The 15518-nt window shown below is 51.4% G+C and carries 14 protein-coding genes; all 14 read left to right on the forward strand.

Features of this window, described 5'->3' with window-relative positions; all coding sequences use genetic code 11:
• Positions 1–8: 8 nt before the first annotated feature.
• On the forward strand, positions 9–1484 hold the full coding sequence (locus NXS09_RS06755; protein WP_259291790.1) for a UDP-N-acetylmuramoyl-L-alanyl-D-glutamate--2,6-diaminopimelate ligase: 1476 nt from the start codon (positions 9–11) through the stop codon (positions 1482–1484).
• 181 nt (positions 1485–1665) lie between these two features.
• Positions 1666–2187: a M23 family metallopeptidase gene (locus NXS09_RS06760; RefSeq protein WP_434803014.1), complete on the forward strand. Its 522-nt coding sequence runs from the start codon at positions 1666–1668 to the stop codon at positions 2185–2187.
• Between the two features lie 34 nt (positions 2188–2221).
• Complete coding sequence (locus NXS09_RS06765; protein ID WP_259291792.1) at positions 2222–3589, forward strand: UDP-N-acetylmuramoyl-tripeptide--D-alanyl-D-alanine ligase; 1368 nt, start codon at positions 2222–2224, stop codon at positions 3587–3589.
• 205 nt (positions 3590–3794) lie between these two features.
• Positions 3795–4877 (forward strand): phospho-N-acetylmuramoyl-pentapeptide-transferase, encoded by a 1083-nt coding sequence (gene mraY, locus NXS09_RS06770; RefSeq protein ID WP_259291793.1) that lies wholly within the window; start codon positions 3795–3797, stop codon positions 4875–4877.
• A 114-nt stretch (positions 4878–4991) separates the two neighbouring features.
• Positions 4992–5522 (forward strand): hypothetical protein, encoded by a 531-nt coding sequence (locus tag NXS09_RS06775; RefSeq protein ID WP_259291794.1) that lies wholly within the window; start codon positions 4992–4994, stop codon positions 5520–5522.
• Positions 5523–5550: 28 nt separating this feature from the next.
• Positions 5551–5955, forward strand: coding sequence for a hypothetical protein (locus tag NXS09_RS06780; protein ID WP_259291795.1), 405 nt, complete (start codon positions 5551–5553; stop codon positions 5953–5955).
• Between the two features lie 36 nt (positions 5956–5991).
• Positions 5992–7329: a UDP-N-acetylmuramoyl-L-alanine--D-glutamate ligase gene (murD, locus tag NXS09_RS06785; protein WP_259291796.1), complete on the forward strand. Its 1338-nt coding sequence runs from the start codon at positions 5992–5994 to the stop codon at positions 7327–7329.
• Positions 7330–7403: 74 nt separating this feature from the next.
• Positions 7404–8564: a putative lipid II flippase FtsW gene (gene ftsW / locus NXS09_RS06790; protein WP_259291797.1), complete on the forward strand. Its 1161-nt coding sequence runs from the start codon at positions 7404–7406 to the stop codon at positions 8562–8564.
• A gap of 6 nt (positions 8565–8570) precedes the next feature.
• Positions 8571–9638, forward strand: coding sequence for an undecaprenyldiphospho-muramoylpentapeptide beta-N-acetylglucosaminyltransferase (gene murG / locus NXS09_RS06795; RefSeq protein WP_259291798.1), 1068 nt, complete (start codon positions 8571–8573; stop codon positions 9636–9638).
• A 215-nt stretch (positions 9639–9853) separates the two neighbouring features.
• On the forward strand, positions 9854–11251 hold the full coding sequence (murC, locus tag NXS09_RS06800; RefSeq protein ID WP_259291799.1) for a UDP-N-acetylmuramate--L-alanine ligase: 1398 nt from the start codon (positions 9854–9856) through the stop codon (positions 11249–11251).
• 22 nt (positions 11252–11273) lie between these two features.
• On the forward strand, positions 11274–12185 hold the full coding sequence (locus NXS09_RS06805; protein ID WP_259291800.1) for a D-alanine--D-alanine ligase: 912 nt from the start codon (positions 11274–11276) through the stop codon (positions 12183–12185).
• A complete protein-coding gene (locus NXS09_RS06810; protein ID WP_259291801.1) occupies positions 12175–12936 on the forward strand; it encodes a cell division protein FtsQ/DivIB in 762 nt (253 codons plus the stop codon). The genes NXS09_RS06805 and NXS09_RS06810 overlap by 11 nt, the downstream gene beginning before the upstream one ends.
• Positions 12937–12959: 23 nt before the next feature.
• A complete protein-coding gene (gene ftsA, locus NXS09_RS06815) occupies positions 12960–14195 on the forward strand; it encodes a cell division protein FtsA (protein ID WP_289623080.1) in 1236 nt (411 codons plus the stop codon).
• A 128-nt stretch (positions 14196–14323) separates the two neighbouring features.
• Positions 14324–15496 carry a cell division protein FtsZ gene (ftsZ, locus tag NXS09_RS06820; protein WP_259291802.1) on the forward strand — a complete coding sequence of 391 codons (1173 nt, stop codon included), beginning with the start codon at positions 14324–14326 and terminating at the stop codon, positions 15494–15496.
• Positions 15497–15518 lie beyond the last annotated feature (22 nt).

Raw genomic sequence — 15518 nt, forward strand, 5'->3', positions numbered from 1 at the left:
TCTTAAATATGTTCAGCGAATCAGATGTATCGGCTGAAACCGACTTGCCGCCCTTGCTGTGTGAAAACGCAGCAGGGCGTTTGTTGCATTCGGACAGCCGTAAAATCCGGCCGGGCGATGTGTTTATTGCCTGCCAGGGCGAGTATACCGACGGACGCGCCTATATTCCTGCCGCCATCGATAATGGTGCGGCTTTTGTTTTTTGGGACGACGACGGCACATTTGCATGGAATCCGGAATGGCATATTCCCAACCAAGGGATTAAAAATTTAAAAAAACGGGCCGGCATCGTGGCCGCCAAAGTGTACGGCAATGTTGCAGACGGCCTGAAAATATGGGGCGTTACCGGCACCAACGGCAAAACTTCCATCAGCCAGTGGTTGGCGCAGGCAGCCGATATTTTGAATGAAAAATGCGCCATTATCGGCACGGTCGGCAACGGCTTTTGGGGTGCGTTGGAAGAAACAACCCACACTACACCCGACCCCGTATCGGTACAAACATTACTCTACCGCTTCAAGCAACAGGGTGCGAAAGCCGTGGCTATGGAAGTATCCAGCCACGGCCTCGACCAAGCCCGTGTGAACGGCGTTGTTTTTCAGACGGCTGTATTTACCAACCTCACCCGCGACCATCTCGATTATCACGGCAGCATGGAAACCTATGGTGCCAGCAAGAGCCGCCTGTTTTACCAATACCCGCTAAAACATGCCGTGATTAATATGGACGACGATTTCGGCGTCGAATTGGCAGGCCGTCTGAAAGCCGACAGGCCGGAATTAACCGTTTACGGATATGGATTTTCCGAACAGGCCGATATCCGTATCACCCGTTTCCAAGCCGCTTCGGACGGCATGACCGTTGAGTTTGACACCCCGTGGGGCAGCGGCGAAGTAAAAAGCCGCCTGCTTGGTCGTTTTAACGCCCAAAATCTGGCATCGTGCGTTGGCGTTTTGTGTGTAGACGGGCACCCTTTGGAAAAAGTATTGGATACCCTTGCCCGCATCCGCCCGGCTACCGGCCGTATGGATTGCATTATGGGCGATAACCATCCCTTGGTTGTGGTGGACTACGCCCACACGCCCGACGCTCTTGAAAAAGCGCTGTCTACTTTGCAGGAAATCAAACCCGAAGGCGCCAGCTTATGGTGCGTATTCGGCTGCGGCGGCAACCGAGACAAAGGCAAGCGCCCGCTAATGGGTGCGGCGGCGGTAGCCGGTGCGGATAAAGTGGTGGTCACCAGCGATAACCCGCGCATGGAAGAGCCGCAGGCCATTATCAACGACATCCTGCCAGCCGTATGCTTTCCGGAATATACTGAAGTCGACCGCCGCTTGGCGATTGAATATGCCGTTAAAAATGCCGCCGTGAACGATATTATTTTGATTGCCGGAAAGGGCCATGAAACCTATCAGGATATACAGGGGCAGAAGCACCATTTTTCTGATTTTGAAGTGGCCGAAGCGGCGTTGGCGAAACGCTAGGCGGGCAGGGCGGATACACTTTAGTTTAAAGTGTGTGTCGTTTTATGGATATAGAGGCCGTCTGAAAAAGTCTTTATCCATAAGGAAATACGATTCAGACGGTCTATTCTTCCATCATCGAATAATGGCGGTGTTTAGGACGCAATAGATTCAAACAGACAATAGGAGGCAAATACACATGATAAGTAAAACCTTGAAACAGACTTTGTGTATAGGCGCTGTATTGGCTGTTGTGGCAGGTTGTCAAACCCAAAACTACTCACGCCCAGGTAGTGAATTGGCGGCATTGCGGGCGCAGCCGGCGCCGACGGCCGGCAGTTTGATTAACCCCGTGAAAGGTCATCGTTTTACCGATACATGGGGTGCGGCGCGCAGTCATGGCCGCAGGCATGAGGGCGTGGATATTTTTGCCAAAAAAGGCACGCCGGTACGCAGTACGACCGACGGCATTGTGACCCGTATCGGAAACAATCGTTTGGGCGGCAAGGTGGTCGGTATTCAAGGGCCGGGTGCTTGGCACTATTACGCCCATTTAAGTAAATTCGCCAATATCAAACGATACCAACGGGTGAAAGCCGGTACGGTGATCGGTTATGTCGGCAACAGCGGCAATGCCAAAAATACGCCTTCTCACCTGCATTACGGCGTTTATCTGCCCAAAGGCGCAATCAACCCTTATCCGCTGATTAATCCGAACAAATAGGCCGTCTGAAAAAATAGAGAAACCAAACAACAATATGAAACCTTTAGATTTAAACTTTATCTGCCAAACCCTAAACCTACCGATGCCGTCTGAAAACCGGCCGGTCGGGCGCATTGTGACCGACAGCCGCGATATTCAAGACGGCGATGTTTTTTTTGCTTTGGCGGGCGAGCGTTTTGATGCGCATGATTTTGTTGCCGATGTGTTGGCAAAAGGGGCGGTGGCGGCCATAGTGTCGCGTGACGATTGTGCAGGGCTGGCAGGTGCGTTGAAGGTGGATGACACTCTGGCGGCTCTGCAAACTTTAGCGGCGGCATGGCGTGAGAATGTGCAGCCGTTTGTGTTCGGGATTACCGGCTCTTCGGGTAAAACCACGGTGAAAGAAATGTTGGCCGCCGTATTGCGCCGCCGTTTCGGTGCGGATGCTGTATTGGCGACGGCAGGCAATCTGAATAACCATATCGGCCTGCCGCTGACTTTGCTGAAGCTCACACCGCAACACCGTTATGCGGTGATTGAAATGGGTATGAACCATTTCGGCGAGCTGGCGTTATTAACGCAGATTGCCAAGCCCGATGCGGCATTGGTGAATAATGCCTTGCGCGCGCATGTCGGTTGCGGATTCGACGGTGTCGGCGATATTGCCAAAGCCAAAAGCGAGATTTATCAAGGGCTGCGCCCGAACGGTTTGGCACTGATTCCTAGTGAAGATGAGAATGTCACCGTGTTTCAGACGGCTGCCCATGCGTTCAAACAGCATACGTTTGGCGTAGGGCAGGGCGATATTCATGCCGAAGAAATTGAGTTGAATCCTTTATCGTGTGCTTTTGTGCTGGTGTCCGGCAACGAGCGTGCCGCCGTACAACTGCCCGTACCCGGCAAACACAATATTCATAATGCCGTTGCGGCAGCGGCTTTGGCGCAGGCGGCCGGATTAACTTTATCTGAGATTTCAGACGGCCTGTCGGACTTTGCCAATATCAAAGGCCGTTTGCAAATTAAAAAAGGCATTAAAGGCGCAACCGTGTTGGACGATACCTATAACGCCAATCCCGACAGTATGAAAGCCGCGCTTGATGTTTTGGCCGGGCTGCCTGCGCCACGCATATTTGTGATGGGCGATATGGGCGAACTCGGTGAAGACGAAACCGCCGCCATGCATGCCGAAGTAGGGGCGTATGCCCGTGAAAAGGGTATTGAAGCGGCTTATTTTGTCGGCGATGAAAGCGTATCGGCCGCCGAAACGTTTGGTGCCGACGGCTTATGGTTTGCCGATAAGGATCCGCTGATTCAGGTATTGGTGCACGACCTGCCGCAAAATGCGCATGTATTGGTGAAAGGGTCGCGCTTTATGAAGATGGAAGAAGTTGTTTCTGCACTTGTGGAAGATAAGGCCGTCTGAAAATAAGGCGGCGGTTATGTCATCAGATGATTTGAGCGTGAAAAATAAGGTCGGGATTATCCGTTAAAACCGGAATCATGCAGTTAATCTGTTCAGCCTTTCATGTCTATACGCAACAATGCGATAATAAAACGTTTGTCTGGAATATTCTTTCAGACGGCCTGAAATACCAAGATAAAACATAAACAAAAAAGGAATTAACCTCATGCTTTTATGGTTAGCCCGCTTCAGCGAATGGTTTACCGCGTTGAACGTTTTTCAATACACCACTTTCCGCGCCGTGATGGCGGCATTGACCGCATTGGCGTTTTCGCTGTTGTTGGGGCCGTGGACCATCCGCAAGCTGACTGCATTGAAAGTGGGGCAGGCTGTCCGCCACGACGGGCCGCAAACTCATTTGGTCAAAACCGGTACGCCGACCATGGGCGGTTCGTTGATTCTAACCGCCATTACGGTATCTACCTTGCTATGGGGCAATCTGGCCAACCCGTATATTTGGATTTTGATTTTGGTGTTGTTGGCAACAGGAGCGCTAGGCTTTTACGACGACTGGCGCAAAGTGGTTTATAAAGACCCGAACGGGGTATCGGCAAAATTTAAAATGGTGTGGCAGTCGGCAGTGGCTTTGATGGCCGGTCTGCTGCTTTTTTATGCTGCACGCAATTCGGCCAATAATATTCTGATTGTGCCGTTTTTTAAGCAGGTTGCGCTGCCGTTGGGCGTGGTCGGTTTTGTCGGATTGGCTTATCTGACTATTGTCGGCACTTCTAACGCCGTGAACCTGACCGACGGTTTGGACGGCTTGGCGGCATTCCCCGTGGTGTTGGTGGCGGGTGGCTTGGCGGTGTTTGCCTATGCAACCGGCCATGCCGAATTCTCGGCTTATCTGCAATTGCCGTTTGTGACCGGTGCCAACGAAGTAGTGATTTTTTGTACGGCGATGTGTGGCGCGTGTTTGGGCTTTTTGTGGTTTAACGCCTATCCGGCGCAGGTGTTTATGGGCGACGTGGGCGCGTTGGCCTTGGGCGCGGCCTTGGGCACGGTCGCCGTGATTGTCCGCCAAGAGTTTGTATTGGTGATTATGGGCGGCCTGTTTGTGGTGGAGGCTTTGTCGGTGATGTTGCAGGTGAGTTGGTATAAACGCACGAAAAAACGGATTTTTTTGATGGCGCCGATTCACCATCATTATGAGCAAAAAGGCTGGAAAGAAACGCAGGTTGTGGTGCGTTTTTGGATTATTACCATTGTGTTGGTATTGGTGGGCTTGAGTACCTTGAAAGTACGTTAAGGCCGTCTGAAAACCAATAACCAATAAGTAAGTTTCCGCATGGGAAGCGGTGGCTCGGGTGGGATAGCCGTTCGGTCGTTTTCCTTTTGGCAGCTTGAAAAATTTTGAAGGAGTATGACCATGAGGAAGAGCGGTTGGATTTTGGCAGTATGTGCGGCGGTGTCGCCGGTATCTGCTTGGGCAGCATCAGGGCTTTCGGCCGAAACATTGGCCGGAACGTGGCAATGTGTGTTTCAGGAGCGTTCGGGTGAGCATTTGGCGGAAATGAATACGCGGCTGAATTTGCAAGCCGACGGCAAGTCGCAAACCCAAATGCATTGGCATTTTTTTGTTGAGGGCGATACCTTGGATTACCGAATCCAATCGCAAGGCCGCTGGCGTCTCGAACAACAAACGTTGATACGCGAAGAAAACCCGTTTGAAGTGAAACGGGGGCATCGGCGGGCATCGCTGAAAAATAAAAATATCAGAGATTTGGATAAGCGGTGGTTCGGCAGTATGCAGCAGGAAGTGAAGAGAAAAAAACCTGCCGTTGCCCAAGCCCGTATTCTCAGCTTCAATGGTGACGAAATGGTTTTGGTGGGCGGTGAAAAAATGCAATGCACCAGAGTGTCGGATCCATCCGCCAACGGTATGGCCAAATAATCAACCCGGTTAAGCTAAGGAGCTTGTGATGGATTTAAAAAATATATTGGCGGTATGTTGTTGCGTATGGCTGTTCGGTTGTACGCAAAATATGAATTCGGCATCGTCTGCCGAGTCGGATACGGCAACGTATCCGAAAAGCGTACTCGGTTTATATACCTACGGGCATGAAGTATCGGTTTTCGAGCCTTGCGGGCAGTCGTTCGCATGGTGGGCGAGTGGTGCCGAAAATGTGATGCAGCCGTTGGTAGCGGCCAGCACGGCATGGATGGATAAAAAGCAGCAGCCCTATCAGCCGGTATTGGCGCGTTTGGTGGTGGGTAAGCCGGTGAAGGCAACGGAAGGTTTTCCGGCCGACTATGACGGCGCGGTTACCGTGGAAAAAATAGAGGCGCTGTTTGCCGATCAGCAGGTTTGTCCTGCCAATGTTTGAGTTTCGTGTGTGTAAACGGAAAAAAGATACATCAATATGAACTGGCAAAATAAACGAATTTTGGTGGCAGGGTTAGGCGCTACGGGCGTTTCCATGATTGCTTTTTTGCGGCAGCAAGGCGCGCAAGTGGCCGCTTATGATGCCGACTTGAAAACAGAACGCGAAGCTTCGTTGAAGCAACGTTTTGATAATCTCATTTGTTATACAGGCCGTCTGAAAGATGTTTTGGCGCACGGCTTCGATATTTTGGCCATCAGCCCCGGTATCAGCGAGCGTATGCCCGATATTGCCGAATTCAAACAAAACGGCGGCGTAGTGTTGGGCGATATTGAAATTCTGGCGCAAACATTGCAAGGCAACAGCGACAAAATCATCGCGATTACCGGCAGCAACGGCAAAACCACGGTTACCAGTTTGGTCGGTTATTTATGCCGACAATGCGGGTTGGATACCATCATTGCCGGCAATATCGGCACCCCCGTTTTGGAAGCCTATATGCAGCGTGATGGCAAGCCGGCAGACGTATGGGTATTGGAGCTTTCCAGTTTTCAGCTTGAAAATACCGAACATTTAAATGCCGATGCGGCTACCGTTTTGAATATTTCCGAAGACCATCTCGACCGCTACGACGATTTATTGGACTACGCGCATACTAAATCCAAAATTTTTCGTGGGGACGGCGTGCAGGTATTGAATGCCGATGATGTGTTCTGCCGTGCCATGAAACGCACCGGGCGCACGGTGAAATGGTTTTCGCTTGAGCAACAAACGGATTATTGGGCGGATACGCAAGCAGGCCGTCTGAAAGCCGGCGGGCAGGATTTGGCGGCGATGGCCGATATTCCGCTGCAAGGTTTGCATAATAGCGCGAATGTATTGGCGGCTTTGGCTTTGTGTGAAGCGATCGGTTTGCCGCGAACCGAATTACTGCAATATGTTCAAACCTTTAAAGGGCTGCCGCACCGTGTGGAAAAAGTCGGTGAGAAAAACGGCATTATCTTTATCGACGACAGCAAAGGCACTAATGTCGGTGCGACCGCCGCCGCTATTGCCGGTTTGCAGTCGCCTATCGTATTGATTGCGGGCGGGCAGGGCAAAGGACAGGATTTCACGCCGTTGCGTACCGTATTGCAAAACAAAGCCCGTGCCGTGTTGCTGATTGGCGAAGATGCGCCGAAAATCCGCCGTGATTTGGCCGATTGCGTGCCGGAAATCATAGATTGCGCAACGCTGCCCGAAGCCGTTCAGACGGCCTATCAACTGGCGCAATCGGGCGATATCGTTTTACTCAGCCCCGCTTGTGCCAGCTTTGATATGTTTCAGGGTTATGCTCATCGGGCGCAGGTATTTATTGATGCTTTTCAGCAGTTATAAGGTTAAAACATGACGTTCGGATGTTTATCAGGCCGTCTGAACCATTTGAAATCACACATTTTAAAAAAAGCAATATGATTACAGAATCCAAAATATTAGACCGCAAAATACTTCGCAGCGGCCATAAAATCGACTATTCGCTATTGTGGATGGTGGTGTTGATGGTGTCGTTCAGCCTATTAATGATTTATTCCGCTTCCATTCCTTATGCGGCGAACGATGGCGGTGATAAGTGGTTTTACCTTAGCCGCCAGGCGATGTTTTTAGCTGCGGGCGGGGTGTTCGGCTGGGTGGTCACCAAAGTCAAGATAGCGACTTGGAAGAAGGCGACCCCGTATATTTTGCTGTTCAGTTTGGTATTGTTAGCGGCGGTATTGGGTATAGGGCGCGAAATCAACGGTGCCAAACGTTGGATACACATCGGGCCGATTAACCTGCAACCGACCGAAATTTTCAAGCTTGCAATTATTTTGTATTTGTCGAGCTTTTTCACGCGTAGGGCCGAGATTTTGAAGCAGTTTAAAAAAGCTTGGTTTTCCGCCGTGCCGGTGGGTGTCGGGCTGGGTCTGATTATGTTGGAACCCGACTTCGGCTCTTTTGTGGTGGTGACTGCCGTGGCCATGGGGCTGCTGTTTCTGGCCGGGCTGCCGTGGCGCTGGTTTATGATGATGGTCGGCATCGGCTTGGGCAGTATGGTGGCGTTGATTGCCGTGGCGCCATACCGTATCGCGCGGGTGGCCGCCTTTCTAAACCCGTGGGAAGACCCATTGGGCAAAGGTTATCAGCTTACCCATTCGCTGATGGCGATTGCCCGTGGCGAATGGTTCGGCGTCGGCTTGGGTGCCAGCTTGGAAAAACGTTTTTATTTGCCCGAGGCGCATACCGACTTTATTTTGGCCGTGATTGGCGAGGAATTCGGCTTTGTCGGCATTTTGATGCTGATTCTCTGCTATGCGTGGCTGGTGTGGCGGGCTTTTTCCATCGGCAAACAGGCGCGGGATTTGGAATTGTATTTCGGTGCTTATGTGGCCAAAGGTATCGGTATTTGGCTAGGTATTCAGAGTTTCTTTAATATTGGTGTGAATATCGGCCTGCTGCCCACCAAAGGGCTGACGCTGCCGTTGATGTCATACGGTGGTTCCGCCGTGATAGTGATGTTGGTGTGTATGGCGTTGTTGCTAAGGGTCGATTATGAAAACCGTTTGAAAATGCGCGGTTATAAAGTTGAAGGATAAATAAATATGGTCGGTAAGACTTTTATGTTGATGGCAGGCGGCACGGGCGGGCATATTTTCCCTGCGTTGGCCGTGGCAGAATCGTTGCGTGCACGCGGGCACCATGTGATTTGGCTGGGCAGTAAAGATTCTATGGAAGAGCGCATTGTGCCGCAGCATGATATCCGCTTGGAAACGCTGGCCATTAAAGGTGTGCGCGGTAATGGTTGGAAGCGTAAATTGATGCTGCCGTTTACCCTATTCAAGACCATACAGGCAGCCTTGAAAATTATCCGTAAACACCGCGTAGATTGTGTGATTGGTTTCGGCGGTTTCGTGACCTTTCCCGGCGGGGTGGCGGCGAAATTGGCGGGCGTTCCGATTGTGATTCACGAACAAAATGCGGTGGCCGGATTGTCTAATAAACAGCTTTCCCGCTGGGCACGGCGTGTGATGTATGCCTTTCCGAAAACATTTGATAATCCCGACGGTTTGGTCGGCAACCCCGTGCGTGCCGATATTGCCAATCTGCCCGCTCCGGCCGAGCGGTTTGCAGGGCGCAAAGGCCGTCTGAAAGTATTGGTGATGGGCGGCAGTCTTGGCGCGGATGTATTGAACCAAACCGTTCCGCGCGCATTGGCGTTGCTCACCGAAAACGAACGCCCCCGAATATATCATCAGGCCGGGCGCGGTAAGCTTGGTACGTTAAAAACCGATTACGAAGTATTGAATGTCGATGCCGAATGTGTGGAATTTATCGATGATATGGTTGCCGCCTACCGCGATGCCGATGTGGTGATTTGTCGTGCCGGTGCGCTGACCATTGCCGAATTGACCGCCGCCGGTGTCGGCGCATTGCTGGTGCCGTATCCGCATGCGGTAGACGACCATCAAACCGCTAACGCCCGCTTTATGGTGCAGGCCGATGCAGGGTTGCTGCTGCCGCAATCGCAACTAACGGCTGAGAAACTATCGGAAGTGTTGTGGGCGCTGGATCGCGAACGCTGTTTGGAATGGGCGGAAAACGCCCGCACATTGGCCATGCCGCAAAGTGCCGACGATGTGGCCTTAGCGGCAATCGCCACAACAATGTAATCGTAAGGGTTGCGGTTATTGGTGAAATAAAAGGCGGCATTGAGATGAAAATATTTTATTTTATTCTAATCAGGCCGTCTGAAACTCAGCGTAAACACCTTTTTACATTAAAAGCATAGCCTATCTAGCCGTAGCTCTTTAAAATAATGCCTTTTAAGTGTCGCCGTTGCGGATAGGCCGTCTGAAACGGCAAAAAATTCAGGAAATCCAAAAGTATGATGAAAAACAGAGTCAGCAATATTCATTTTGTCGGCATCGGCGGTTCCGGTATGTGCGGGATTGCCGAAGTTTTGCATAATTTGGGTTTTCATGTGTCCGGCTCGGATCAGGCGCAAAGTTCGGTAACCGAGCATTTGAGCAGTTTGGGGGTGCGTGTTTATCCCGGTCATACCGCCGAACATGTTGCCGATGCCGATGTGGTAGTAACATCCACTGCCGTAAAAGCCGATAATCCGGAAGTGGTTGCCGCACATGAGCGGAAAATCCCCGTGATTCCCCGCGCATTGATGTTGGCGGAATTAATGCGTTTTCGTGACGGCATTGCCATTGCCGGTACGCACGGTAAAACCACCACCACGAGTCTAACGGCATCTATTTTGGCGGCAGCGGGTATGGATCCGACCTTTGTGATCGGCGGTAAATTAACGGCGGCGGGAACCAATGCCCGTTTGGGGCGGGGCGAATACATTGTGGCGGAAGCCGACGAATCCGATGCATCGTTTCTGCACTTAACGCCGATTATGTCGGTAATCACCAATATCGACACCGATCATATGGATACTTATGATCATAGCGTCGAAAAACTGCATCAGGCGTTTGTTAGCTTTATCCACCGTATGCCTTTTTACGGCAAAGCGTTTTTGTGTATCGACAGCGAGCATGTGCGCGCCATTATTCCGCATATCAGCAAACCGTTTGCGACTTACGGATTAGATGAAGAAGCCGATATTTATGCCAGCGATATCCATGCCGACGGCACGAAGATGCGCTTTACCGTGCATGTGAAACAACACGATATAGAGCCTTTTGAAGTTGTATTGAATATGCCGGGCCATCATAATGTGTTGAATGCGTTGGCGGCAATCGGGGTGGCGTTGGAAGTCGGCGCTTCGGTGGAAGCGATTCAACAGGGGCTGCTCGGTTTTGCCGGTGTCGGACGGCGTTTCCAAAGCTATGGTGAAATCAGCCTGCCTGAAGGCGGCCGTGCCGTATTGATTGATGATTACGGCCATCACCCCGTAGAAATGGCGGCAACCTTGGCTGCTGCGCGTGGTGCCTATCCCGATAAACGCTTGGTATTGGCTTTTCAGCCGCACCGCTATACCCGCACCCGTGATTTATTTGAAGACTTTGTCGGCGTGCTCAGTGCCGTTGATGTATTGGTGTTAACCGAAGTATATGCGGCAGGTGAAGAGCCGATTGTGGCAGCCGATTCCCGTGCCTTGGCCAGAGCCGTGCGCGTATTGGGCAAGCTGGAACCGATTTATTGCGAAGAAGTCGGCGAGTTGCCGCAAACCCTGTTGAATGTATTAAAAGACGGCGATGTGGTGTTAACGATGGGCGCAGGCAGTATCAATAAAGTGCCGGCGGTATTGGCGGCGCAGGCCGTCTGAAAAAAGAAAGAAGCGAATAAATATGCAAGCATTTGGCAAAGTTGCCGTTTTAATGGGCGGGTTTTCCAGTGAGCGCGAAGTGTCGCTTAATAGCGGTGCCGCCATTGTTGCCGCACTGAAAAGCAAAGGTATAGACGCCCACCCGTTCGACCCGAAAGAAACCCCGCTGGAACAATTAAAGGCCCAAGGTTTTCAGACGGCCTTTAATATCCTGCACGGCACATACGGTGAAGACGGAACGATACAGGGCGCCTTAGAATTATTGGGCATTCCCTATACCGGCAGCGGCGTGATGGCTTCTGCCGTCGGCATGGATAAATACCGCTGCAAACTGATTTGGCAGGCAGTGGGTTTGCCCGTTCCCGAATTTGCCGTGCTGCGGGAAGACAGTGATTTTGATGAAGTCGAGCGCCGGCTTGGTTTGCCTATGTTTGTGAAACCGGCGGCTGAGGGCAGCAGTGTCGGTGTGGTGAAAGTAAAAGAAGCAGGCCGTCTGAAAGCCGTTTATGAAGAACTGAAGCATTTTCACGGTGAGATTATTGCCGAGCGCTTTATCGGCGGCGGCGAATATTCCTGCCCGGTGATTAACGGGGCGGGTTATCCCAGCATACGGATTATCCCGACCACCGAGTTTTATGACTACGAAGCCAAATACAACCGCAACGATACCGTTTACCAATGCCCGTCCGACCTTAACGAAGCCGATGAGCAGCAAATGCGGCTGTTGGCCGTGCGCGGTGCCGAAGCCGTCGGTGCGGCCGGCGTATCGCGCGTGGACTTCTTAAAAGATACCGACGGCAAATTATATTTACTTGAAATCAATACCCTGCCCGGTATGACAAGTCATAGTTTAGTACCGAAGTCTGCCGCCGAAACCGGCTTGAGCTTCGCCGATTTATGTGTTGAAATTCTGAAAACCGCTCATGTGGGATAATGCAGGCGCGCTCAAGCGCATAACCCGTTGGCTGATGCTTCTGGTGATTGTGATATTACTGGGAGCATTAGGTGTTTGGGTTTACAATTCACCTTATTTTCCGGTGAAACAAGTCCGTATCGAAGGCGAGATACAGCGTACCGGCAACAAGCAATTGCAAACCGTGGCGCAAAAATATATACGCGGCAATATCTTGAAAGCCGATTTAAACGGCGCGCAAGAAGCATTTGCGAAATTGCCGTGGATTGGCAAAGTCACCATCCGCCGCCGTCTGCCCGATACCGTGGAAATCCGCTTGGTGGAAAGAATACCGGTTGCCCGTTGGAAAGATTCCGCACTGGTGGATAGCGAAGGCAACTTATTTAAAGCCGCCACCGATGAAACCTTTCCTGAGTTTGAAGGGCAGCCCGGAACAGCCAGAGACATGGTAAACCACTATAATCGCTTTACCGGCATTATCAGGCCGCTGGATTTGCATATCGTCAAACTCGAATATACGGCGCGTTCGGCATGGTCGGCAGAATTGGATAACGGCATTGTCGTGCGCTTGGGGCGTGAAAACGAAATCAACCGCATGCAGCGTTTTGCCGATATGTGGCCGAGTATTTTGAAAGAGCAGGAAAAATATCTGGAATATGTGGATATGCGCTATAAAGACGGCTTTGCCGTGCGCTACCGCGAAAAACCGCAAGAAGAAGACGAGCCGCTTGAAGAGCAAGATTCGGCGGCTGAAACACCAAACCGACAGTAAACATAAAAAATGAATGGGATATTATGGTAAAAGGCAAATATATCAGTGCATTGGATATCGGCACTTCTAAAGTGATTGCGTTGATTGGCGAAGTTCAGGAAGACAACGAAATCCACATTATCGGTTTGGGACAGGCACCGTCGCGCGGCTTGAAAGCCGGTATGGTAACCAATATCGATGCCACCGCCCAAGCCATCAAGCAGGCCATGAATGAAGCCGAGCTGATGGCCGATTGCAAAGTAGACAGCGTCACCACCGGTATTGCGGGCAACCATATCCGCAGCCTTAATTCGCAAGGCGTGGTAAAAATCAAAGACGGCGAAGTAACGCAGGCCGATATCGACCGTGCGATTGAAACCGCTAAAGCCGTAAACATTCCGCCCGACCACAATATTCTACACACCGTAGTACAAGAGTATATTATCGACAACCAACCCGGCGTGAAAGAACCCATCGGCATGAGCGGCGTGCGTTTGGATACCCGTGTCCACATTATCACCGGCGCCATTACCGCCCTGCAAAACATTCAAAAATGCGTTAACCGTTGCGGGCTGCACATGGATCAAATCATGTTGCAACCGTTGGCCAGCGGGCAGGCCGTGTTAACCGAAGATGAAAAAGATTTAGGTGTGTGCGTAATCGATATCGGCGGCGGCACTACCGATATTGCCGTTTATACTAACGGCGCCATCCGCCATACTGCCGTGATTCCCGTGGCCGGCGATTTGATTACCAAAGACTTGGCGCAAGCACTGCGTACGCCGCACAATGCCGCCGAATACATCAAAATCCATCATGGTGTCGCCATTGCCACCATGGACGGATTAGACGAAATGATCGAAGTGCCGAGCGTCGGCGACCGCCAGCCGCGCCAGATTTCCCGCCGCGTATTGGCCAGCGTTATCGGTCCGCGTGTCGAAGAAATTTTGGAGCTGACCCTAAACGAATTGCGCCGCAGCGGTTTCCCCGAAGAAGTGCTGACTTCGGGCATCGTATTAACCGGCGGGGCATCATTGCTAACCGGCATTGTCGATTTGGCCGAAGACGTATTCAACCTGCCCGCCCGCATCGGCGTGCCGCATGAAATGGGCGGCGTATCCGAGCGTATCCGTAATCCGCGTTATGCCACCGCCATCGGTTTGCTTCAGGCGGCCAGAGGCGAAGTTTACGGCACACCGGTAAGCGGCGCGGTTGCCATTCGCGAATCCAAAGATAGTTTGTGGGTGAGATTCCGCGATTGGTTTAAAAATAATTTTTAAGGCAAACGTAAAATTATCATAAAAATATAAGAAGCCTTTTGCCATGCGCATCATGCTTCTTATATAATATATAGCACTTGCAATCTTTTTTTACCCGTCCTGACGCAGGGCGCAAAGGAGTATAATAAATGGAATTGGTTTACGACGTAGTAGAATCCGCCGCGAGCCCTGCGGTTATTAAAGTTATCGGTATCGGCGGCGGTGGTTGTAATGCCATCAACAATATGATTTTAAACACCGTTCAAGGTGTTGAATTCATCAGCGCCAATACAGATGCCCAATCTTTGGGCAAAAGCAATGCCACCAAACGTATCCAATTGGGTACCAATCTAACCCGCGGTTTGGGTGCGGGTGCCAACCCTGAAATCGGCCGTGCTGCCGCCCAAGAAGACCGCGAAGCCATCGCCGACTCTATCCGCGGTGCCAATATGCTCTTTATTACCACCGGTATGGGTGGCGGTACCGGTACCGGTGCCGCACCTGTTGTAGCCGAGATTGCCAAAGAATTGGGCATTTTAACCGTTGCCGTGGTTACCCGTCCTTTCGGCCATGAAGGTAAACGCGTGAGCATTGCCCAAGAAGGTTTGGATCACCTCAAAAGCCAGGTTGATTCTTTGATTGTGATTCCGAACGACAAATTAATGACCGCTTTGGGTGAAGACGTTACCGTTCGCGAAGCATTCCGCGCCGCTGATAATGTGTTGCGCGATGCCGTAGCCGGTATTTCCGAAGTGGTTACCCGCCCCGGCTTCATTAACTTAGACTTTGCCGACGTGAAAAACGTGATGAGCATTATGGGTATGGCCATGATGGGTTCCGGCTTTGCGCAAGGTATCGACCGCGCCCGCCTGGCTACCGAGCAAGCCATTTCCAGCCCGCTGTTGGACGATGTAACGTTAGACGGCGCACGCGGCGTATTGGTAAACATCACTACCGCTCCCGGCTGTCTGAAAATGTCCGAATACCGTGAAATCATGCAAGTGGTGGATCAATATGCCCATCCCGATGCAGAACGTAAATACGGTACTGCCGAAGATGAAAACATGGAAGAAGACGCTATCCGCGTGACCATTATCGCGACCGGTTTGAAAGAAAACAACGGTGCTGCTTCAGGCAGCAACCTGCGCATGGTGAAAACCCAACAGGCCACCGGTACCGACGATGCGTTCCCGAATATCGATGGTTTAATCCGTTCAGGCCGCAGCACCCGCAGCATGAACCTAACCGCTTCCGATTTCTCTAACCAATCTGTTTTAGACGACTTTGAAATTCCGGCCATCTTGCGCCGCCAAGCCGACTAAAACCATTTGTTTCTATCGTTTA

The organism is Neisseria montereyensis, from assembly GCF_024834045.1.
Classification (GTDB): domain Bacteria; phylum Pseudomonadota; class Gammaproteobacteria; order Burkholderiales; family Neisseriaceae; genus Neisseria; species Neisseria montereyensis.